The organism is Pseudomonas sp. KD5, from assembly GCF_012932895.1.
Classification (GTDB): domain Bacteria; phylum Pseudomonadota; class Gammaproteobacteria; order Pseudomonadales; family Pseudomonadaceae; genus Aquipseudomonas.
The window spans coordinates 171121-191896 of sequence record NZ_JDWJ01000008.1 but is presented as its reverse complement, the minus strand read 5'-3'; the positions used below and the strand labels follow the sequence as shown (position 1 = coordinate 191896).

The window sequence follows — 20776 nt, the reverse complement described above, 5'->3', positions numbered from 1 at the left end:
CGTCGACCCTGGCTAGCGATGCTGGTACTGCTGCTGGGCAATCCGCTTTCTGCCTTCGCGGATACCGGCAGGCAGCAGGTGCTTGTCGCACTGCCGGCGGTGTATGCGCTCACCTCGACGCTCAGCGACGGCACAACCCTCAAGGTCGTCCGCCTTCCGGCAGACGCTGCCGTGCCCATGGAAAGCCAGGCCAACGCGCTGTCGCGCCTGGAGCCCGCCGTGTTCCAGCAGGCCACCGCCGTGGTTACCCTGGGTAACCTCTGGCGCGCGGATCCGCTTTACACCACGGCACGTCGCCACAATCTGCGAATCGTCGAGATCGATGCCTCGCACTCATGGGACACCGTCAAGCCCGGAGTGGCCGTGGCCCGCGTGCCATCGAACGACGTTCCCTGGGCAACCGAACGCGACGTCGATGGCGGACTGTCGCCGTACGCCTGGCTCGGCCCCGTCAACGCCATGCGCATGTCGGCGATTATCGCTACCGACCTGGCACGCCTGTCTCCCCCCGATGCGCCTCGGATAGAGCGCAACCTCGCCGCACTCGAAGGCCGATTGCGCCAGCTCAAGGCCAACTACGGTGCCCGGCTGCTGGCAGTGCCGGATCTGCGCGTGCTGTCGCTGGCCGATGAGTTCACCTACTTGTTCGGCGAGTTCGGGATTTTTGTCGACGGCTGGTTCATCCGACAGGACATCGACTGGAGCGACGCCGACTGCACCGCACTGACCCGATACCTGCGCGAGCGTGACATCCACGTGGTGGTCCACAAGTGGGCACCGGACGCCAGGATTGCCAAGGCCATCGAGGACGGCGGCGCACGGTTGTTGATACTGGACGCCGGCAACCCGGGAATGCTCGCCGACGCGGCCAACGGGTACGAAGCACTCCTGAGTTCGAACCTGGATTCCTTACTGACGGCCTTCGCGCCACCTGGCCCCAATACGAGCGGCGATCACAAATCGCCGCTCCAATGATCAACCTCGACCGTGGAGATCGAAGACTTTATGAAACCCCTAGGCTCAGCACATCGGATACTGATCGCCGGCGCCCTGGTGTTCTGCCAGGCAGCCTTCGCTCATGGCCCCGTCTTCGACTGCTACATCGAGAGCGATGATCTGGTGAAGTGCGAGGCGGGTTACACCGACGGCAGCTCCGCCGCTGGCAGAAAAGTCCATGTCCAGGACACCAGCAACAAGGTGTTGCTCGAAGGAAACGTCGGCACCGACAACACCTACGCATTCCAGCCCCCAGCCGGGAAATACTCCGTTGTGTTCATGGGCGGAGACAACCATCAAGCCACGATTCAGTCATCCGACATTTCAAGGTGAAATCGACCATGCCGATCAAACGACGACTGCTCCAGGCACTTGCCGCCGTTACATTAGGTTGCCTGACAGGCGCTGCACAGGCCCATTTCCAGATGCTCTACGTCGAGGAAACGGCGCTGCCGCGTGCGGATAAACTGGAGTTCGCGCTGGTGTTCACGCATCCCTTCTCCGGCGGCCCCACCATGACCATGGATGAACCCCGCGCCTTTAGCCACATCAGCTCGCACGGCGGGGAAAAAATCGATCTGCGCCAATACTTGCGCCCTGTCCAGTGGCAGAGTCGCGATAACCAAACGACTGCCTATCGTGCGTCGATTCCGCGGGAGTTGGTTCGCTCACTGGGTGACCATATCTTCGTACTCGAGCCCGAGCCCTACCTGGAAACCGAGGAAGACGTCTACATCCAACAGTTCACCAAGCTGATCGTGAATGTGGGCGGAGTACCCGGCAACTGGGCAGAACCACAAGGGTTGCCGGTTGAGATCCAGCCACTGAACAAGCCTTATGCAAACTGGACAGGCGGAGTGTTCCGCGCCTTGGTGCTGGCCGATGGCAAGCCCGTTCCGTTCGCCGAAATCGAAATCGAATACATCAACCATTCCGTCGATATCGAGAAAAACGCCTTCGGCCAGCAAGACTATGTAACGGCACCTCAAGCTTCATTCAAGTCCCTGAGCACCTACACGGACGCCCAGGGCGTCGTGACCATCGGCCTGCCCCGGGCCGGCTGGTGGGGTATTGCAGCGCTCGACATCGGTACAACGAAAACCCACAAGGGCAAGCCCTTGTCGCAAGACGCGGTGCTGTGGGTGCAGGCCAGGGATATGAAATGAAAAGCGCATAAAGCAACCGCGCCTGATAGCCCTCACGGAAAGCGCCCCCCCCCTCAGAAACGGATAGATATCGCCTCGAATCCGGATAGATGCACCACACAGAAAGGCTTTCAATCGGGTCGTGCCTAAAACTACAAAAAGGGTGTACCTGATGAACAGCTCTAGAAGCATTGCGCAGTGGCAAGATTACATTCAGGGTTGCCTGGATTTTCGGCCGGCCGAAGGTATTTACCGCGTCGCCCGTGACATGTTCACAGAGCCGGAACTGTTCGACCTGGAGATGGAGCTGATCTTCGAGAAGAACTGGATCTACGCCTGCCACGAGAGTGAAATCGCCAATCCCAATGATTTCCTGACGATGCGCGCAGGTCGTCAGCCGATGATCATCACCCGCGATGGAAGCAATCAGCTCCACGCGCTGATCAACGCTTGCCAGCACCGGGGCGCGACCCTGACTCGCGTCAGCAAAGGTAACCAATCTACCTTCACCTGTCCGTTCCACGCCTGGTGTTACAAAAGTGATGGCCGCCTGGTCAAGGTCAAGGCTCCGGGGGAATACCCGGAAGGTTTCGACAAAGCAACCCGCGGCCTGAAGAAGGCCCGGATCGAGAGCTACAAGGGCTTCGTCTTTATCAGCCTGGACGTCAATGGCAGCGACTCGCTGGAAGACTACCTCGGCGATGCCAAAGTGTTCTTCGACATGATGGTCGCGCAGTCTCCGACCGGCGAACTGGAAGTACTGCCCGGCAAGTCGACCTATAGCTATGACGGCAACTGGAAACTGCAGCACGAAAACGGCCTGGATGGTTATCACGTCAGCACCGTGCACTACAACTACGTCTCCACGGTGCAGCATCGCCAGCAAGTCAACTCGGCCAAGGGCGGCGGCTCCGACACGCTGGACTACAGCAAGTTGGGCGCCGGCGATGCCGAAACCGACGACGGCTGGTTCTCGTTCAAGAATGGCCACAGCCTCTTGTTCAGCGACATGCCCAACCCGACTGTACGCGCCGGGTATGCCAGCGTCATGCCGCGTCTGGTGAAGGAATACGGCCAGCAACAAGCCGAGTGGATGATGCATCGTCTACGCAATCTCAACATCTACCCAAGCCTGTTCTTCATGGATCAGATCAGCTCGCAGCTGCGTATCGTGCGCCCAGTGGCCTGGAACAAGACCGAGATCACCAGCCAGTGCATCGGCGTCAAGGGTGAGTCCGACGCAGATCGGGAAAACCGGATCCGCCAGTTCGAGGACTTCTTCAACGTTTCAGGCATGGGCACTCCCGACGACCTGGTGGAGTTTCGCGAAGCCCAACGTGGATTCCAGGCCCGCCTCGAGCGCTGGAACGAAGTATCCCGCGGCAGTGAAAAATGGGTCGAAGGCCCCACCCCGAACAGCGAGGTTCTGGGCATCAACCCGGTACTGACCGGCACCGAGTTCACGCATGAGGGGCTCTACATCAATCAGCACGGATCCTGGCAGCGCTTCCTTCTGCAAGGTCTTGCACAAAAAGCCCTGAAGTTGAAGGAGGTGTGAAATGAGCGCACTACAACATTCCGTCGAACAATTCCTCTACCGCAAAGCCGAGCTGTGTGATCAGCAGGATTGGGACGCCTACATCGCCCTATTTGATGAACAGAGCGAATTCCACCTGCCGCAATGGGAGTCGGAGCATGTGTACACCACCGATCCCAAGCGCGGCATGTCGCTGATTTACTACTCGAACCGCTCCGGCCTGGAAGACCGGGTATTTCGTCTGCGCACAGGCAAGTCGGCGGCTTCAAACCCGATGCCGCGCACCTTGCATCAAATCAGCAATGTGCGAATCAAGGAGATCGATAACGGCTTGCTTGAAGTCAAGGCCGCCTGGGTCACGCTCTACACCCGGCAAGGGCTGTCCGAGCAGTTCTACGGCCATGTGACCTACCACCTCAAAGCGGACGCAGACAGCTGGAAGATCACCCGCAAGCACATCGTGCTGCTCAACGACACGATCAACTCAGTACTTGATTTCTATCACCTGTGAACTGTGGGGCACGCTGTCATGAACCATAAAGTCGCTTTCAGCTTCGCAGATGGCAAGACCTCGTTCTTCGAGGTCAAGCCCAACGAACTGCTGCTCGACGCCGCGCTACGCAATGGCGTGAACATCCCGCTGGACTGTCGCGAAGGTGTCTGTGGCACTTGCCAGGGTCGCTGCGAATCAGGCCAATTCACCCAAGACTACGTCGATGAAGAGGCCCTTTCCGAACAGGATCTGGCGCAACGCAAAATGCTCTCTTGCCAGACCCGCGTGCAATCGGATGCGTCGTTCTATTTCGACTTCGATTCGAGCTTGTGCAACGCTGGCGCAACCCGGTTACTGCAAACGGTGATCACCGGTGTAGAACAGGTGTCGGCCACCACGGCGATCCTTCATCTGGACGCTTGCGCCCACCAGCAGCAACTGGACTTTCTGCCGGGGCAATACGCTCGACTGCATGTACCGGGCACCAGTGAGTGGCGCTCCTACTCATTCGCCAACCGCCCCAACCCCACCAACCAATTGCAGTTTCTCATCAGGCTCCTGCCTGATGGCGTGATGAGCAACTTCATCCGTGAGCATTGCCGCCCCGGTCAAGTACTCGAGCTCGAGGCCCCATTGGGGAGCTTCTATCTACGTCAGGTGACCAAGCCTCTCGTACTGGTGGCAGGAGGAACCGGCCTGTCGGCCTTCCTCGGGATGCTTGATAACATTGCAGAAAAAGGTGGCTGCGGGCACCCGATCCAACTGTTCTATGGCGTCACCCAGGACAATGACCTGTGCGAAACTCAACGCCTGGCTGATTATCGCGAACGAATCGCCGACTTCGACTATCACCTTGTGGTTTCAAAACCCTCCGTGGATTGGCAAGGTAAAACCGGGTGGATTCCTGACCACTTCGACCGTCAGTCGTTCGAAGCCAACCCATTCGACATCTATCTGTGCGGTCCTCCGCCCATGGTCGACGCGATTAAAACCTGGTTCAACGATCAGAAGATCGAGCAGTTCCAGATGTATTACGAGAAGTTTATCGATAGCAATTCCACACATTGAGCAACAGGGAAATATCCGGAGAGGCATCCAGATATTTCCCTGTTTTTTTAATCTGCGAGGATTGGCGTGCACTAGACGCCATCATCCGCTGTCTTGTCCGTGACGATGAGGGGCTCGATGCCCCAGTCTCCAGACAAATACCAATCGTCTCCGAACATCTCGGCCGGATGCATCGTACGGTCGGAGCCATTGCCGCATGCCAGGGACTTGGCCGGACAATACCGGTCGCATCCCCAACAGATCCGTTCGGGGTGCTTGGGGCTGATGGGGAAGTTCTTGGCCATTTCGATCTCCGATCATTGAGAGACGCTCTTGCAACCTACAGCCTTTGTGCAAAACCATCCTTGATGGATATCAAGAATCGACATCTAGCGACTGCTCTCCCTATCGCGATCCTGGAGCTAAGCTTCTAACGGTTTAATTGATCAAAACTTGATAACAATCATTATTGTTCGCAGCAAAGCTTCCTAGACTCGGGTTCCTACTCGTCAGTGCTCAGGAAGACATTATGCGTACCCACCTCTCACTCGCCCTGCTCTTGCTCGTACCGCTAGCTCACGCAAAGGAATACCCGATCGGGGAACCACAGCTGTGTCAGGGGCTGGAAGTCGGGGCGGTGTATCTGCAACCGATCGAGATGGCCCCGGCTGGCATGATGCGCGCTACTGTCGATTCTGATGTTCACCTGGAAGCCGACATTCGGGCCACCGCGGACAATCGACAGGGCTTTCAGGAAGGCAGTTTCGTGCCTTACCTCAATGTCTCGTTCAACTTGAGCAGAGCGGGTAACCCGGACGAAATCAAGGGCGACTTCCATGCCATGGTCGCCAATGACGGCCCGCACTATGGCGACAATGTGAAGCTGCTGGGGCCGGGCAAATATCGGCTGACGTTCACCGTGCTACCACCCACCGGTCACGGCTCCCTCGGGCGTCACACCGATAAGGAAACCGGTGTGGCGCCCTGGTTCGAACGCTGCGAACTGCACTACGAGTTCATCTACGCCGGCATCGGTAAAAAAGGCGGCTATTGAATGAAGCGCCTGCATCTTGCCTGGCTGATCGTGGCCGCAACAGTTGCGCCGTTGACGGCCCATGCCGAGTTGCCGAGCTTTGAGCTGACCCTGCGCGATGGCCACTTCTCCCCTGCCTTGCTTGAGGTCCCGGCCGGACAGCGCTTCAAGATCGTCCTGAAAAATAGCGGTCAGGGGCCGGCCGAGTTCGAGAGCACGCCGTTGCGGGTTGAAAAGGTACTGTCGCCGGGCGTGACAACCTTCGTCGTCATTCACCCGCTCAGGCCCGGCCACTATCCCTTTTTCGATGAGTTCAATCCGCAATTGCCCGAGGGCGGCATCCTCGCGAAATAACCTGTTAGCGCACGGAGCTTCCATGAATCAATCAATGTTCATCGTCTGGCGCGAAAGCGTCGAGGCGTTGCTGGTGATCGGCATTCTCCAGGCCTGGGCCAGCCAACAAGGCCAGCGTCATCGCTTGGTCAAATACCTGTGGGCGGGTGTGATGCTGGGGTTGATGCTCTCGGGCCTGCTGGCGGTGTTGATTCTGTTTGCCGGTGAGGCCATGAGCGGGTCGGCCAGTGAATGGTTCCAGGCCGCACTCGCACTGTTTGCCAGCCTGTTAATGGTGCAAATGGTCGGCTGGATGCACCGTCACGGGCGCACCCTCAACCACGATTTGCGACGGCACGCCGATAGCCACCTGGCCCGCCAAGGAGGCGCAGGTCTACTACTGCTGGCCATGCTCGCGATCAGCCGTGAAGGCAGCGAAACGGTGGTATTTCTCTATGGCGCCGGCGCCCGATTGCGGGGTCCGCAGCTCGGTTTGTTTGCCGTCGGCGGCGTGTTGGGGCTGGTGCTGTCCGCGCTGACCATTACGCTGCTGCACAGCAGTCGCCGCTTCATTTCATGGCAACGATTCTTTGCCATCAGCGAAGTCATCTTGCTCATGCTCGGCGCGGGGTTGCTGGTCAGCGGCACCGAGCGAATCGGCGGCCAACTGCTCGCCCTGGATGTGCCGGACGTGGTTTACAGCCTCGTAGGCGAATCGCTTTGGGACAGCAGCGCTTGGCTGAGCGACAGCCATGGATTGGGTGGCTTTCTGGCCAGTTTTGTCGGTTATCGCGCAACGCCCAGCGGCATGACCTTACTGGTGTGGGTCGGTTACTGGCTGGTCGTCAGCGCCTGGCTACGCCAACGGGCTGCGGAGAAAGTCCCATGCCTGACCTGAGCCGGCACAATCGATGGCTCCAGCGCCTGGGTGACGGGATGCGTCGCCATGCGTCCGTCATCCGTGCGCTGCAGTGGACTGTCGTAGTGTTTTACGCAGTGCTGTTGGTGACCCCGGCGCTGTTGCCGTTGCCGGACAGCCAGGCACGGATACTCGACAACCTGACCTTGCTCGCGCAGTTTTTATTCTGGGGAATCTGGTGGCCGTTCGTGTTGCTGTCGATGGTGTGCTTCGGTCGACTCTGGTGTGGCGTTCTGTGCCCGGAAGGTTCGCTCAGCGAATGGGCCAGTCATTACGGCAAAGGCCTGGGTGTGCCGCGTTGGTTGCGTTGGGGCGGTTGGCCCACATTGGCGTTCTGCCTGACGACCCTCTACGGCCAATTGATCAGCGTCTATGACTACGCCCAGGCCGCACTGTTGATTCTGGGTGGCTCGACCGTCGCAGCGGTCATCGTCGGGTTGTTGTTCGCCCGGGGCAAGCGGATCTGGTGCCGTTACCTGTGCCCGGTCAGCGGGGTTTTCGCCCTGCTCGCAAGGCTGGCCCCCGTGCACTTTCAGGTCGATGAGCAACGCTGGATAGAGAATGCCGCGCCACGCCTGCCGCCCCCCAACTGCGCTCCCCTGCTCGATATCCGTCGCCTGCAAGGCGCCAGTGATTGCCACGCCTGCGGACGCTGCAGCGGGCAACGCGGCGCCGTGCAGCTGATCGCCCGCTCCAGCAATCAGGAGATTCTTCACGCAACCGCTCAGGCGCTGTCCCCTTGGGATACACGCTTGCTGCTGTTCGGCGTGATCGGCTTGGCCATGGGCGCGTTTCAGTGGACGGTCAGCCCATGGTTTATCGCCCTCAAACAAACCCTGGCCCAGTGGCTGGTGGAACACAACCAGCTCTGGGCCTTACGGGACAACGCCCCCTGGTGGTTGCTGACCCATTACCCGCAACTCAACGACAGCTTCAGTTGGCTCGACGGTTTCAGCATCGTCGCGTACTTGGGTTTGAGTTCGCTCGTGCTCGGCACAGCGTTGATGCTGCTCCTGCGTCTGACGGCCCGACTGGCGCGAGATCGCGCACTGTATTGGCCTCTGGCGCTGACACTCACGCCTGTGGGTGGTGCCGGACTGTTCCTCGGGCTGTCGGCCACCACCGTCAAATTACTGCGTTATGAAGGTCTGCTGCTGGAGTGGGTACAACCCGCCAGGGCCTGCCTGCTATTGGCCGCAATGGGGTGGAGTCTGCTGCTGGGTTGGAAACGGCTGAAACACGAAGGTATTCCCCTGGCTCGGCGCGTGTCGGGTGGCGTTTGCCTGTTCCTCGCCAATGGCCTGATCGGGTTTGGCTGGTGGTTGCAGTTCTGGGGCTGGGCTTGAGTTCCCCAGCCCCGTTACCCCCGTAGCACGAAGGCTGGGAACAACTCGCGCATGGCCTCCCACAACTCTGGCGACAAGGCTTGCGCCGAAATGCTCGGCAATAGCGGATCGAACATCCGCTCGGTACGGACCAGTTGCACGGCGAAGCGTTTGACGCCGAGCGCACTCAAGCGTTTTGCCAGGATCAGCAGACGCGCCGGCTCGAACAGATGCCAATGCACGGTGGTGCGACATTCGTAGTCCACACCACTGGCCAGCAGATGCTCAAGGCTGCGCCAGTTAGCCGTTCCGCTGCCCTCGACCCGGGTGATAGCCAGGCAATCTTCGGGCAACGCCTTGACGTCGAAACCGACCCAATCCGCGCCAGTCAGCGCCTTGGCGAAGGCGACAGGTTTAATGCCTGCGCTGTGCAAGCCGATGCGAAATCCCATGTCCCGCACTTCATCCATGGCGCCGAGCAAACCGTCTTGCAAGGTCGGCTCACCACCGCTGAACACCACGGCATCGAGCAGGTCCTGACGACGTTGCAGAAACGCCAACACCCGCCGCCACTCCACTTCCTCACTGCCACGAGGCGGAATCAGCTGCGGGTTATGACAGTAACGACAACGCCAGGCGCAACCCTGGCAAAACAGCACGCAGGCGAGCTGTCCCGGATAGTCGATAGTGGTCAGGGGCACCATGCCCCCGACCCGAAGCATTCGACTCATTGGCGCCCGGCCAGGGCTGCGCCTTCAGTGAAGTGCACCCGCTCGCGGTGCTCCGACTGTTTACCTGGATTGAACGCTGACACAGGACGGTGATAGCCCATCACGCGGGTCCAGATTTCGCAGCGTTGGCGTTGAGCCTGGGGCAGAGTTTGCGATGCAGTCATGGTGAAGCTCCTTGCGGTTGAGTGGATCAAAATCAATGAACGGTGCCAGCCTTCTGTTCTTGCAACAGCAGGACCTCGTCACATTTGGGGCAAAACTCATGTTCGCCATCGAGGTAGCCATGCACCGGGCAGATGGAGAAGGTCGGGGTCACGGTCAGGTACGGCAGGCGGAAACGTCCAAGGGCCTTGCGCACCAGTTGCTTGCAGGCCTGGGTCGAGGAGATCCGCTCGGCCATGTACAGGTGCAAGACCGTGCCGCCGGTGTATTTGCATTGCAGTTCGTCTTGAAGTTCCAGGGCCTCGAAGGGGTCTTCGGTGTAGCCCACGGGCAGTTGCGAGGAGTTGGTGTAATACGGTGCCTGCGCACTGCCCGCCTGGAGAATGTCCGGATAGCGCTTGAGGTCTTCCTTGGCGAAGCGGTAGGTGGTGCCTTCTGCCGGTGTCGCTTCCAGGTTGTAGAGATGTCCGGTTTCTTCCTGGAACCGCAGCAAGGTGGCACGTACATGGTCCAGCAGATTCAGGGCAAACTGTCGGCCATGTTCGGTGTGCATGCCCTCCTCGTCGCCGGTGAAATTGCGCAGCATTTCATGCAGGCCGTTGAGACCGATGGTGGAAAAATGGTTACGCAAGGTGCCCAGGTAGCGCTTGGTGTAAGGGTACAAACCGGCATCCATGTGGTGCTGAATGACCTTGCGCTTGACCTCCAGGCTCTCCATCGCCAGCTCCATCAGCGTGTCCAGGCGTCGCAACAAGCCACTGGTGTTGCCCTTGAACACATAGCCCAGGCGTGCACAGTTGATGGTCACCACGCCGAGCGATCCGGTCTGTTCCGCCGAACCGAACAAGCCACCGCCGCGCTTGAGCAACTCACGCACATCGAGCTGCAACCGGCAGCACATCGAACGCACTTGATTGGGCTGCATGTCCGAATTGAGGAAGTTCTGGAAGTACGGCAATCCGTAACGCGCCGTCATCTCGAACAGACGGTCGGCGTTTTCACTGTCCCATGGAAAGTCATGGGTGATGTTGTAGGTCGGGATCGGAAAGGTGAACACTCGCCCTTTCGCATCGCCAGCCTGCATCACCTCGATGTACGCGCGGTTGAGCAGGTCCATTTCGACTTGCAGATCACCATAGGCAAACGGCATCTCCTCACCGTCGATGACGGGTATCTGCTCACGCAAATCCTGCGGGCAAACCCAGTCGAAGGTCAGGTTGGTGAACGGCGTCTGGGTGCCCCAGCGCGATGGCACATTGAGGTTGTAGATGAACTCCTGGATCGCCTGGCGCACCTCCTGATAACTCAGCTGGTCCTTGCGTACGTACGGCGCCAGGTAGGTGTCGAACGAGCTGAACGCCTGGGCGCCGGCCCATTCGTTTTGCAGGGTGCCGAGGAAATTCACCATTTGCCCCAGGGCACTGCTCAAGTGCTTTGGCGGACCGGCTTCGACACGCCCCGGCACACCGTTGAGCCCCTCATGCAACAGAGTGCGCAGCGACCAACCGGCACAGTAACCGGCGAGCATATCGAGGTCGTGCACATGCAAATCCGCGTCGCGGTGGGCCTGGCCGATGGCTTCGCTGTACACCTCGTCCAGCCAGTAGTTGGCGGTGACCTTGCCCGACACGTTCAACACCAGCCCGCCCAGGGAGTAGCCCTGATTGGCGTTGGCCTGGACCCGCCAGTCTTCACGGTCCAGGTATTCGTTCATCGAGGTTGCCACCTCGACCATGGTCCGGCGGTCGCGGCGCAAACGCCCGTGCTGTTCGCGATAGACGATATAGGCGCGCATGGCGAAGAAGAAACCGGCATCCATCAATACCCGTTCGACCCGATCCTGGATCTGCTCGACGTGCAGTCTTGGCAGACCTTCCAGCCGGGCCAGCACGGCCTGAAGCAACCCCTCAACCTCAACCTCGGTGTACTCCCCTGTCGCCTTGCCGGCGGCGATCAATGCCTGGCGGATCTTGTCCGCATCGAAGGCGACCAGACTGCCATCGCGTTTGTGCAAGCGGTTACATCCCACTGAGATCAGCGTGCTCTGCATTTGGCCTCCAGATACTACATATAGATGTTCAGACACAATCAAACACAACATGCAGTGAAGACTACGGACAAAGTGCTGTTCTGCAATTGATCGACATCAAGATTTGCCGGTGAAAAAAACCGCCCGAAGGCGGTGAAGGAAAAATCGGTGTGAACACTGTGGCTAGGGAGCAAGCTCCCTAGCCACAGTGTTGTGTTTTACAGACCTGCTCAACCGCCACTCATGTTCATGAACCGCACAATCTGCACCTCCCCTTCGGGGTTGAAGTCGTGGCGCAATGGCTTGCCGCGCAAGGCCTTTTGCACCGCATTGATCAGCGGCTGGTCGTCCAGCGGATAACGCCGCAGCAATCCGCGCAAATCCAGCGCGTCTTCCTGGCCAAGACAGAGCAACAGCTTCCCTTCAACGGTCATCCGCACCCGGTTGCAGGTGCCACAGAAATTGTGACTGTTGGGTGAGATGAAACCGATCCGAGTCTCGGGATGGCGTTCCAGGCGCACATAGCGCGCCGGTCCGCCGCTGTTTTCAGTGCTGTCGAGCAACCGGTGACCACTGGCGATCAGCGCCCGGACCTCATCGCTGGAACAAAACGATTCGCCCCGGGAACGCCCGACATCACCCAAGGGCATTTCCTCAATGAAACTGATGTCGATGCGTTGATCGATGGCGTACTGCACCAACGCCGGAACTTCATCGAAGTTGCGCCCTTTCATCACCACGCAGTTGAGTTTGATCCGCTCGAACCCCGCATCCCGCGCCGCTTCAATGCCACCCAGCACCTGATCGAGATCGCCGTTGCGGGTGATTGCGCGAAATTTCTGCCCGTCCAGACTATCGAGGCTGATGTTCATCCGCTTGACGCCTGCCTCCGCCAACGGCCGGGCCAGACGGCCCAGCTGCGAGCCGTTGCTGGTCATCACCAGCTCGCGCAAACCGGGCAATGCGGCGATGTTGCGGCACAGTTCGACAATGCCCGGACGAATCAGCGGCTCACCGCCGGTGAGGCGGATTTTGCGGACGCCCAACCCGACGAACAACGTTGCCAGGCGCTGCAATTCCTCCAGCGTCAGGACCTGCTGACGCGGCAGGAACGTCATGTTTTTCGCCATGCAATACACACAACGAAAATCACAACGGTCCGTCACCGACATCCGCAGATAATCGATCTGCCGTCCAAAACCATCCTGCATCACAGCGTTCATCACATCTCCCGGTTTGTCTCGATGCTCACTGCACCAGCGGTGAGTCGGCGCCCTGCAAGTGGATGCCACGAATATCCGCCGCTCCGATCAGGGTTTGCAGGTACTGCACCAGCGCTTTTTGCCAGACGCCTTGCTGCAACTGCGTGCGGATCGCCGTCGACACCACTTCATAGGGCAACGGCATGCCTTCGATCCGCTGATCGACACTGACCACATGCCAGCCGTAGCGACTTTCCAGCGGTTTGCTGGCCAGGCCCGGCGCCAGAGTGAACAGCTGACGTTCCAGTTCGGGCACGGTCTGGCCCTTGCTGATCTGCCCCAGAGAACCGCCTTGAGCCTTCGACGGGCAGGCCGAATATTTCACCGCCAGCTCGGCGAAACTGCCGGGAAAATCCGCCAGCCGCTGCAACAGGATTTCGGCCTGGACATGCGCCAGCGCACGGGCCTCGGCGTCGTCCGGTGCGCATTCGAGCAGGATGTGCCGCACCGCCAATAACGGTGCGCTGTGGAAGCGCCCGCGATTGTTTTCGTAGTAGCGCAGACTGGTTTCCTCGTCGCACTGCGGCACGTGCACCTCGCGTTCGAGCAACAAACGCGTGGCCGCTTCTTCTTCGTTCTCACCAGCGCCGATCTCCAGCGCCAGGCCGAGTTCGGCAATGCGCTGCTGCAACAATTCGCGGATCACCAGTGCCCTGGCGGCCAGATAGACCGCCTCTTCACGGCTTTCGGCCGGGTGATATTGCAGCTCCTGGGCCATTGCCTCAGGCGTGATCGACACCCCGTTGACGCTGATGATCGGCCACTCCTGTTCGCTGCTGGCGATCAACTGCACCGGGGCGTCCTCGGCCGCCGCCGGCTCGACCGGCAGTGCTTCAAACTGCGCGATGTCGACAACTTCCGGTACCGAAAGCTCTGCATTTTTAGAAGAACCGCAGCCACCGCTGCCGCCGTTACCGCCGCCACATCCACATCCACCTGACATGATGTTCTCCTCAGACTTTCTGCCGAACGATTTGATAACGACGCCCCAGGTACCAGATCGGTGCACTGACGATGTGTACGAGACGGGTGAAGGGGAACAACACGAACAGGGTCAAGCCTAGAAACACATGCAGCTTGTAGGTCAGCCCGACCGGCGCAATGGACGCCGCCGCTTCCATCGGCCGCAACAGCACGGTGTTCTGCGCCCAGTCGGCGAGCATCACCATCACCGAGCCGTCCATGTGCGCGGTGGACGCTGCAATCGTCAGCAAACCGAGCAGCAACTGCACCAGCAGCACCAGCAGAATCAAAATGTCCGAAGCGCTAGAGGCGGCACGTACCCGAGGATCGGTGAGCCGCCGATTGACCAGCATCAGCAAGCCGATCAGGCACAGCAGGCCGAAGAGCCCGCCGGAGACCATCGCCAGCAACTGCTTGTTCTCGGTGCTGATCACATGGTGATAAACCGATGCAGGCGTCAGCAGGCCGACGAAATGCCCGGCCAGTACAAACAGCACACCGATGTGGAAGAGGTTGCTCGCCACGCGCATGCCGCGCTGGTTGAGCATCTGGCTGGAGCCAGCCTTCCAGGTGTACTGCGACAGATCGAAACGGGCCCAACTGCCAATCAGGCAAATCGCCAAAGCGACATAGGGATAGATCCCGAACAACAACAGGTTCCATTTAGACATTGCCTACCTCCTTGGCTGGCACGGTGGCCAACCCTTCATGCTGAAAATCCACCCAGTGCAACGGCACGGCGCTTTCTTCCCGGGCCTTGCCCGGGGCGCCAGGCAACGAACTGCAACGGTCTTGCTGTTCGGCCTGGAGAAAGTCCACGGCCTCCTCTTCCCAGATCTTGTCGAGGGCTTCGAGGGAGTCGTCGCGCGGTTCCGCCGCCACCTGCGCCCGCAGGTCGGCCACCGCCTGATGCGGCTCGGCCCCGGCGATTTGCAGCAACGCCCGGAAGCAACTGGCATAGGCGCTTTCGCGCTCTTCCAGACGCGCCGCGAGCAAGGCCAGCAAGTGCGAAACATCCGCCAGGCCCTCGCGGGCCTCGAGGTCTTCGCGGGTGGACAGGAACTCCAGGTACAGCGGGATATAGTCCGGCAGCTCCTTGACGCCGATGGCAAAACCGGCGGCTTCGTATTGCGCCATCATGTCGACCATGGCCTGGCCACGATCGCGGGATTCGCCGTGCACATGCTCGAACAACAGCAACGACAGCGAACGCCCCCGGCCGAACAGCGCGCCGTAGTGCTCCTGCCCGTCCATCAGGTCATTGGCGCAGATCAACTCCAGCAATTCGAACAACGCACCGCGCTGTTTAGGGCTGATTTCCCGTGACTGGATGATCGTTTGCTCCAGTTCGTCGCGCCCGCCAATCAGCGTCTCGGTCGGATAGTCGAGCAGCAGCGAAATCACTTTGAGAATTTGCATGCTCATTCCTCCCACAACTGGACGGTTTTCAGGACGTCGCGGCGGTTGGCTTTCTTCGCACCGAACATGTTGGTGTCGGAGCTGCCGCTGCAACCGCTGCCGAAACTGAAGCCGCAACCGGAGCGCTCGGCAAAGGCGTCGCTCATGGCGTCTTCACGGTGGGCACTCGGTACCACAAAGCGGTCTTCATAGTTGGCAATCGCCAGGTAGCGATACATCTCTTCGACCTGGGCCACGCTCAAGCCGACGTCCTTCAACACTTGCAGGTCCTGAACGCCATCGACTTGCTCGGAGCGTTTGTAGGCGCGCATCGCCAGCAAGCGTTTAAGTGCGCGCTTGACCGGTTTTTCATCGCCCGCTGTCAGCATGTTCGCCAGGTACTTCAGTGGAATACGCAGGCTGTCGACATCCGGGATCACCCCGTTCATGCCCACGGTGCCAGCGGTAGCGGCGTTCTGGATCGGCGACAGCGGCGGCACGTACCAGACCATTGGCAAGGTGCGGTATTCCGGGTGCAGCGGCAGTGCGAGCTTCCAGTCCACGGCCATTTTGTAGACCGGCGAACGCTGGGCAGAATCAATCACCGACTGCGGTACGCCATCGGCCAGGGCCTGGCGAATCACTGCCGGGTCATTCGGATCGAGGAAGATCTCCAGTTGTTTCTCGTACAGGTCTTGCTCATTGGCGGTGCTCGCCACTTCGCTGATGCGGTCGGCGTCATACAGCAGCACACCGAGGTAACGGATACGCCCGACACAGGTTTCGGCGCAAACAGTCGGCATCCCGGCTTCGATACGCGGGTAGCAGAAGATGCACTTCTCGGACTTGCCGCTTTTCCAGTTGAAATAGATCTTCTTGTACGGGCAGCCGCTGATGCACATCCGCCAGCCACGGCATTTTTCCTGGTCGATCAGCACAATGCCGTCTTCTTCACGCTTGTAGATCGCCCCGCTCGGGCACGACGCTGCGCACGCCGGATTGAGGCAGTGCTCGCACAGGCGCGGCAAATACATCATGAAGGTGTTTTCGTATTCGCCGTAAATGTCCGCCTGGATCTTGTCGAAGTTCTTGTCCTTGCGGCGCTTGGCGAATTCGGTGCCGAGGATTTCTTCCCAGTTCGGGCCCCATTCGATTTTCTCCATGCGCTTGCCAGAGATCAGCGAACGCGGGCGCGCAGTGGGCTGATGCTCGCCCAGCGGCGCGGTATGCAGGTGCTGGTAATCGAAGTCGAACGGTTCGTAGTAATCGTCGAGGCTCGGCAGGTCCGGGTTGGCGAAAATATTCGCCAAGACCCGGAATTTACCGCCGATGCGCGGGTTGATCGTGCCGTTGGCATTGCGGATCCAGCCGCCCTTCCACTTGTCCTGGTTTTCCCATTCTTTCGGGTAACCGATGCCGGGTTTCGATTCGACGTTGTTGAACCAGGCGTATTCCATGCCTTCGCGGCTGGTCCAGACGTTCTTGCAGGTAATCGAACAAGTGTGGCAGCCGATGCATTTGTCCAGGTTCAGGACCATGCCGATTTGTGAGCGAATCTTCATCTCAGTTCTCCTCGATGTCGGTCGGCAGTGGACGCGGCAAGGCATCGCCGTCTGTGCCATCGAGCCAGTCAACTTTGGACATTTTGCGTACCACGACAAACTCGTCGCGGTTGCAACCGACGGTGCCGTAGTAGTTGAACCCGTAGGCCTGCTGTGCATAGCCGCCGATCATGTGGGTCGGCTTGAGCACTACCCGGGTAACCGAGTTGTGGTGGCCGCCACGGGTCTTGGTGGTTTCCGAACCAGGCACGTTCACGATCCGTTCCTGGGCGTGGTACATCATCACCATGCCGTCCTTGACCCGCTGGCTGACCACCGCTCGTGCGGTCAGCGCGCCGTTGGCGTTGAAGCATTCGATCCAGTCGTTGTCTTCAATGCCGGCGCGTTTCGCGTCGTTCTCCGAGAGCCAGACAATCGGGCCGCCACGGCTCAAGGTCAGCATCAGCAGGTTGTCGCTGTAAGTGCTGTGGATGCCCCATTTCTGGTGCGGAGTAATCCAGTTCAGGACGATTTCGGTCTCGCCGTTGCTGCGCTTGCCTTTCACCCCTGCAATGGTGCGGGTGTTGACCGGCGGGCGGTAACTCATCAGTTGCTCGCCGAATGCCTGCATCCACGGGTGATCCTGGTAGAACTGCTGGCGACCGGTGATGGTGCGCCATGGGATGGCTTCGTGAACGTTGGTGTAGCCGGCGTTGTAGCTGACGTGATCGTCTTCGAGACCCGACCAGGTAGGGCTGGAAATGATCTTGCGCGGCTGCGCCTGAATGTCGCGGAATCGGATCGCCTCGTGTTCCTTGGATAACGCCAGGTGGCTGTGATCGATGCCGGTAAATTCCGACAACGCAGCCCAGGCCTTGACGGCGACATGGCCGTTGGTTTCCGGCGCCAGGGACAGAATCACTTCAGCAGCATCGATCGCCGAGTCGATTTTCGGCCGGCCATGACTGATCCCGGCAGCCCCTTCGCGGTGATTGAGCGCACCGAGGAATTTCACTTCGGCGTCGGTGTTCCAGTTGATGCCCTTGCCACCGTTGCCGTGTTTTTCCAGCAATGGCCCCAGCGAGGAAAACTGCTTGTAAATGTTCGGGTAATCACGCTCCACCACATGCAGGTTCGGCGCGTTCTTGCCTGGCACCGGGGCCACGCCGGCGCTTTTCCAGTCGGTGCCGCCAAAAGGTTGAGCCAGTTCACCGACGCTGTCGTGCATCAGCGGGATGGTCACCAGGTCCTTCTCAACGCCCAGATGCCCTTCAGCCATGCTGGAAAAGGCCTTGGCGATGCCTTTGTAGATTTCCCAGTCGGAACGCGATTCCCACGCCGGGTCGATGGCGGCCGACAGCGGGTGAATGAACGGGTGCATGTCCGAGGTGTTCATGTCGTCCTTTTCGTACCAGGTCGCGGTCGGCAAGACGATGTCGGAATAGACGCAGGTCGAGGACATGCGGAAATCCAGCGTGGTGACCAGATCGAGCTTGCCGATGGCGCCCTCGTCCACCCATTCGGCTTCTTCGGGTTTGCAATCCCCGACCTGGCCGATGTCTTCGTTCATCACCCCATTCTTGGTGCCGAGCAGGTACTTGAGCATGTACTCGTGGCCCTTGCCCGAGGAGCCCAGCAGGTTGGAACGCCAGATAAACATGTTGCGCGGGAAGTTCACCGGGCTGTCCGGCTGTTCGCAGGAGAAGCGCAGCGAGCCGTCTTGCAGCGACTTGACCACGTAGTCTTTCGGGTCCATGCCGGCTGCCGCGGCATCGCGGCAAATGTGCAGCGGGTTGGTGTTGAGTTGCGGTGCGCTGGGCAACCAGCCGGCGCGTTCGGCACGGATGTTGTAGTCCAGGGCATGCTCGGGGAATTGCGACTTGTCGGCCAACGGCGAGAGCACATCGTGCATGCTCATTTTCTCGTGGCGCCATTGCGAACTGTGGGCGTAGAAGAAGCTGGTGCCGTTCATCTGCCGTGGTGGACGGTTCCAGTCCAGGCCGAACGCCAGGGGCAGCCAGCCGCATTGCGGACGCAGTTTTTCCTGACCGACATAGTGCGCCCAACCGCCACCGGTCTGGCCGACACACCCGCAGAGCATGAGCATGTTGATCAGCCCGCGGTAGTTCATGTCCATGTGGTACCAGTGGTTCATCGCCGCGCCGACGATGATCATCGAGCGCCCCTTGGTCTTGTCGGCGTTATCGGCGAACTCGCGGGCGATCTGGATCGCTTTCTCGCGGCTGACGCCGGTGATCTGCTCCTGCCAGGCCGGGGTGCCGGGTACGCTTGCGTCGTTGTAGTCCTTGGCGACGTTAGCGCCACCCAGGCCACGATCGATCGCCAGGTTGGCGGCCGACAGGTCGAACACAGTGGCGACTTTGGCCACACTGCCATCGGCCAGTACCACGTTGTGCACCGGCACGCGGCGGTATTGCACGGCATCGCCAGCGACGTGCTGGAAGTGTTCGTGGGACTCGCCGGCAAAATACGGGAACGCCACTTCGGCGACGTCATCGCCGATCAGGCTCAGCTTCAGATCGATCTCACGCCCTTCACCGCCTTCACGAGGCAAAATGTTCCACTTGCCCTTCTCACCCCAGCGATAACCGATGGAGCCCTGAGGGGAAACCAGTTCACCGCTGACGTCCAGGGCGATGGTTTTCCATTCCGGGTTGTTTTCCTGGCCGAGGTTGTCGGTAAGGTCCGAGGCGCGCAAGAAACGGTCCGGCTGGTAACCGGCGCCCGGCGCCTTGTCGACCATTTGTTTGAGCAGCACCAGCACCGGCAAATCGGTGAAGCGCTTGGCGTAGTCGGTGAAATACGCGCTCGGTTTGTCCAGGTGAAACTCTTTGAAGATCACATGATTGAACGCCTGGGCCAGCGCCGCATCGGTACCCTGCTTGGGGTTGAGCCACAGGTCGGTGAGCTTGGCGACTTCCGAGTAGTCGGGGGTGATGGCGACGGTCTTGGTGCCCTTGTAACGGACTTCGGTAAAAAAGTGCGCATCGGGGGTACGGGTCTGCGGGACGTTGGAGCCCCAGGCAATGATGTAGTTGGAGTTGTACCAGTCGGCCGATTCCGGCACGTCGGTTTGCTCGCCCCAGACCATCGGCGAGGCCGGTGGCAAGTCGCAGTACCAGTCATAGAAACTCAGGCACGCACCGCCGATCAGCGACAGATAACGCGAACCCGCGGCATAGCTGACCATCGACATGGCCGGAATCGGCGAGAAACCGACGATCCGGTCTGGGCCGTACTGCTTGATGGTGTAGACGTTGGACGCGGCAATGATCTCGTTGACTTCCTCCCAGTTGGAGCGAATGAAGCCACCCATGCCGCGCTTGCTTTTATACGAGTCGGCCTTGGCCTTGTTCTCGACAATGCTCGCCCAGGCTTCCACCGGTGCCATGGTCTGCCGCGCCTCTCGCCAAAGCTTGAGCAATGGCTTGCGGATTTTCGGGTACTTGAGGCGGTTGGCGCTGTAGATGTACCAGCTGTAACTGGCACCACGCGGGCAACCACGGGGCTCATGGTTTGGCAAATCGTTGCGGGTGCGCGGGTAATCGGTCTGCTGGGTTTCCCAGGTGATCAGGCCGTTCTTGACGTAGATTTTCCACGAACACGAGCCGGTGCAGTTCACCCCGTGGGTGGAACGCACGATCTTGTCGTACTGCCAGCGCGAACGGTAGACGTTCTCCCAGTCGCGAGACTCTTTGCGAGTCTCTCCATGACCATCGGAAAACTCGTTTTGCTTGCGATTGAAAAACCGCAGTTGATCCAGTAAATGACTCACGGTGTGTCCTCTCAGGCTTGCTGCGGGGTTCTGTGCCCCGCCCACGCAATGGTTGGATTCAGGTCG

The 20776-nt window shown here is 59.7% G+C and carries 20 protein-coding genes; 10 read left to right on the top strand and 10 right to left on the bottom strand.

The features are described 5' to 3' along the window. Window positions 1-18: 18 nt before the first annotated feature. From AF70_RS18945 to antC, 6 genes are all read left to right on the top strand, one after another. Window positions 19-975, top strand: a complete 957-nt coding sequence (locus AF70_RS18945; RefSeq protein WP_028940856.1) for a metal ABC transporter solute-binding protein, Zn/Mn family — start codon at window positions 19-21, stop codon at window positions 973-975. A gap of 12 nt (window positions 976-987) precedes the next feature. After that, window positions 988-1329 (top strand): hypothetical protein, encoded by a 342-nt coding sequence (locus tag AF70_RS18940; protein WP_050438317.1) that lies wholly within the window; start codon window positions 988-990, stop codon window positions 1327-1329. Between the two features lie 8 nt (window positions 1330-1337). Then, complete coding sequence (locus AF70_RS18935) at window positions 1338-2162, top strand: DUF4198 domain-containing protein (RefSeq protein WP_028940857.1); 825 nt, start codon at window positions 1338-1340, stop codon at window positions 2160-2162. A 151-nt stretch (window positions 2163-2313) separates the two neighbouring features. Further along, window positions 2314-3699 carry an anthranilate 1,2-dioxygenase large subunit gene (antA, locus tag AF70_RS18930; protein WP_028940858.1) on the top strand — a complete coding sequence of 462 codons (1386 nt, stop codon included), beginning with the start codon at window positions 2314-2316 and terminating at the stop codon, window positions 3697-3699. 1 nt (window position 3700) lies between these two features. Then, window positions 3701-4189, top strand: coding sequence for an anthranilate 1,2-dioxygenase small subunit (gene antB, locus AF70_RS18925; RefSeq protein ID WP_018927825.1), 489 nt, complete (start codon window positions 3701-3703; stop codon window positions 4187-4189). 18 nt (window positions 4190-4207) lie between these two features. Continuing rightward, on the top strand, window positions 4208-5239 hold the full coding sequence (gene antC / locus AF70_RS18920) for an anthranilate 1,2-dioxygenase electron transfer component AntC (protein ID WP_028940859.1): 1032 nt from the start codon (window positions 4208-4210) through the stop codon (window positions 5237-5239). Between the two features lie 71 nt (window positions 5240-5310). Here antC and AF70_RS18915 read toward each other — a convergent pair whose 3' ends face one another. Beyond that, window positions 5311-5523 carry a DUF3079 domain-containing protein gene (locus AF70_RS18915; RefSeq protein WP_028940860.1) on the bottom strand — a complete coding sequence of 71 codons (213 nt, stop codon included), beginning with the start codon at window positions 5521-5523 and terminating at the stop codon, window positions 5311-5313. A gap of 224 nt (window positions 5524-5747) precedes the next feature. Here AF70_RS18915 and AF70_RS18910 point away from each other — a divergent pair, with 224 nt between their 5' ends. The 4 genes from AF70_RS18910 to AF70_RS18895 are packed head-to-tail and all read left to right on the top strand — an operon-like array spanning window position 5748 to window position 8849. Beyond that, window positions 5748-6272 carry an iron transporter gene (locus AF70_RS18910; protein WP_018927822.1) on the top strand — a complete coding sequence of 175 codons (525 nt, stop codon included), beginning with the start codon at window positions 5748-5750 and terminating at the stop codon, window positions 6270-6272. Next, the gene (locus AF70_RS18905; protein ID WP_018927821.1) at window positions 6273-6605 is read left to right on the top strand and encodes a cupredoxin domain-containing protein; all 333 of its coding nucleotides are present in this window, start codon (window positions 6273-6275) and stop codon (window positions 6603-6605) included. It begins immediately after the preceding gene. 22 nt (window positions 6606-6627) lie between these two features. Further along, the gene (locus tag AF70_RS18900; protein WP_028940861.1) at window positions 6628-7482 is read left to right on the top strand and encodes an FTR1 family protein; all 855 of its coding nucleotides are present in this window, start codon (window positions 6628-6630) and stop codon (window positions 7480-7482) included. Next, entirely contained in the window at window positions 7470-8849 is a 1380-nt protein-coding gene (locus tag AF70_RS18895; protein ID WP_028940862.1) for a 4Fe-4S binding protein, read from the top strand. The genes AF70_RS18900 and AF70_RS18895 overlap by 13 nt, the downstream gene beginning before the upstream one ends. A gap of 14 nt (window positions 8850-8863) precedes the next feature. On the opposite strand, the gene AF70_RS18890 is transcribed toward AF70_RS18895, so the two are convergent. From AF70_RS18890 to AF70_RS18850, 9 genes are all read right to left on the bottom strand, one after another. Beyond that, entirely contained in the window at window positions 8864-9559 is a 696-nt protein-coding gene (locus AF70_RS18890) for an anaerobic ribonucleoside-triphosphate reductase activating protein (RefSeq protein WP_178119833.1), read from the bottom strand. Beyond that, the gene (gene nrdD / locus AF70_RS18885) at window positions 9556-9723 is read right to left on the bottom strand and encodes an anaerobic ribonucleoside-triphosphate reductase (protein WP_028940864.1); all 168 of its coding nucleotides are present in this window, start codon (window positions 9721-9723) and stop codon (window positions 9556-9558) included. Before nrdD ends, AF70_RS18890 begins: the two co-directional genes overlap by 4 nt. Before the next feature lie 32 nt (window positions 9724-9755). Continuing rightward, window positions 9756-11771, bottom strand: coding sequence for a ribonucleoside triphosphate reductase (locus AF70_RS18880; protein WP_028940865.1), 2016 nt, complete (start codon window positions 11769-11771; stop codon window positions 9756-9758). Window positions 11772-11980: 209 nt separating this feature from the next. Beyond that, complete coding sequence (gene moaA / locus AF70_RS18875) at window positions 11981-12973, bottom strand: GTP 3',8-cyclase MoaA (RefSeq protein ID WP_028940866.1); 993 nt, start codon at window positions 12971-12973, stop codon at window positions 11981-11983. A gap of 25 nt (window positions 12974-12998) precedes the next feature. Beyond that, window positions 12999-13955 (bottom strand): peptidylprolyl isomerase, encoded by a 957-nt coding sequence (locus AF70_RS18870; protein ID WP_028940867.1) that lies wholly within the window; start codon window positions 13953-13955, stop codon window positions 12999-13001. Between the two features lie 10 nt (window positions 13956-13965). Then, entirely contained in the window at window positions 13966-14646 is a 681-nt protein-coding gene (narI, locus tag AF70_RS18865; RefSeq protein ID WP_018927813.1) for a respiratory nitrate reductase subunit gamma, read from the bottom strand. Next, window positions 14639-15394, bottom strand: a complete 756-nt coding sequence (gene narJ, locus AF70_RS18860) for a nitrate reductase molybdenum cofactor assembly chaperone (protein WP_028940868.1) — start codon at window positions 15392-15394, stop codon at window positions 14639-14641. Before narJ ends, narI begins: the two co-directional genes overlap by 8 nt. 2 nt (window positions 15395-15396) lie before the next feature. Next, window positions 15397-16935: a nitrate reductase subunit beta gene (gene narH / locus AF70_RS18855; RefSeq protein ID WP_028940869.1), complete on the bottom strand. Its 1539-nt coding sequence runs from the start codon at window positions 16933-16935 to the stop codon at window positions 15397-15399. Between the two features lies 1 nt (window position 16936). After that, the gene (locus AF70_RS18850) at window positions 16937-20710 is read right to left on the bottom strand and encodes a nitrate reductase subunit alpha (protein ID WP_028940870.1); all 3774 of its coding nucleotides are present in this window, start codon (window positions 20708-20710) and stop codon (window positions 16937-16939) included. Window positions 20711-20776 lie beyond the last annotated feature (66 nt).

Coding starts and splice junctions, on each gene's coding strand:
- AF70_RS18945 (WP_028940856.1), top strand. CDS start 19: ATGCTGGTACTGCTGCTGGGCAATCCGCTTTCTGCCTTCGCGGATACC.
- AF70_RS18935 (WP_028940857.1), top strand. CDS start 1,338: ATGCCGATCAAACGACGACTGCTCCAGGCACTTGCCGCCGTTACATTA.
- antA (WP_028940858.1), top strand. CDS start 2,314: ATGAACAGCTCTAGAAGCATTGCGCAGTGGCAAGATTACATTCAGGGT.
- antB (WP_018927825.1), top strand. CDS start 3,701: ATGAGCGCACTACAACATTCCGTCGAACAATTCCTCTACCGCAAAGCC.
- antC (WP_028940859.1), top strand. CDS start 4,208: ATGAACCATAAAGTCGCTTTCAGCTTCGCAGATGGCAAGACCTCGTTC.
- AF70_RS18915 (WP_028940860.1), bottom strand. CDS start 5,523: ATGGCCAAGAACTTCCCCATCAGCCCCAAGCACCCCGAACGGATCTGT.
- AF70_RS18910 (WP_018927822.1), top strand. CDS start 5,748: ATGCGTACCCACCTCTCACTCGCCCTGCTCTTGCTCGTACCGCTAGCT.
- AF70_RS18905 (WP_018927821.1), top strand. CDS start 6,273: ATGAAGCGCCTGCATCTTGCCTGGCTGATCGTGGCCGCAACAGTTGCG.
- AF70_RS18900 (WP_028940861.1), top strand. CDS start 6,628: ATGAATCAATCAATGTTCATCGTCTGGCGCGAAAGCGTCGAGGCGTTG.
- AF70_RS18895 (WP_028940862.1), top strand. CDS start 7,470: ATGCCTGACCTGAGCCGGCACAATCGATGGCTCCAGCGCCTGGGTGAC.
- AF70_RS18890 (WP_178119833.1), bottom strand. CDS start 9,559: ATGAGTCGAATGCTTCGGGTCGGGGGCATGGTGCCCCTGACCACTATC.
- nrdD (WP_028940864.1), bottom strand. CDS start 9,723: ATGACTGCATCGCAAACTCTGCCCCAGGCTCAACGCCAACGCTGCGAA.
- AF70_RS18880 (WP_028940865.1), bottom strand. CDS start 11,771: ATGCAGAGCACGCTGATCTCAGTGGGATGTAACCGCTTGCACAAACGC.
- moaA (WP_028940866.1), bottom strand. CDS start 12,973: ATGAACGCTGTGATGCAGGATGGTTTTGGACGGCAGATCGATTATCTG.
- AF70_RS18870 (WP_028940867.1), bottom strand. CDS start 13,955: ATGTCAGGTGGATGTGGATGTGGCGGCGGTAACGGCGGCAGCGGTGGC.
- narI (WP_018927813.1), bottom strand. CDS start 14,646: ATGTCTAAATGGAACCTGTTGTTGTTCGGGATCTATCCCTATGTCGCT.
- narJ (WP_028940868.1), bottom strand. CDS start 15,394: ATGCAAATTCTCAAAGTGATTTCGCTGCTGCTCGACTATCCGACCGAG.
- narH (WP_028940869.1), bottom strand. CDS start 16,935: ATGAAGATTCGCTCACAAATCGGCATGGTCCTGAACCTGGACAAATGC.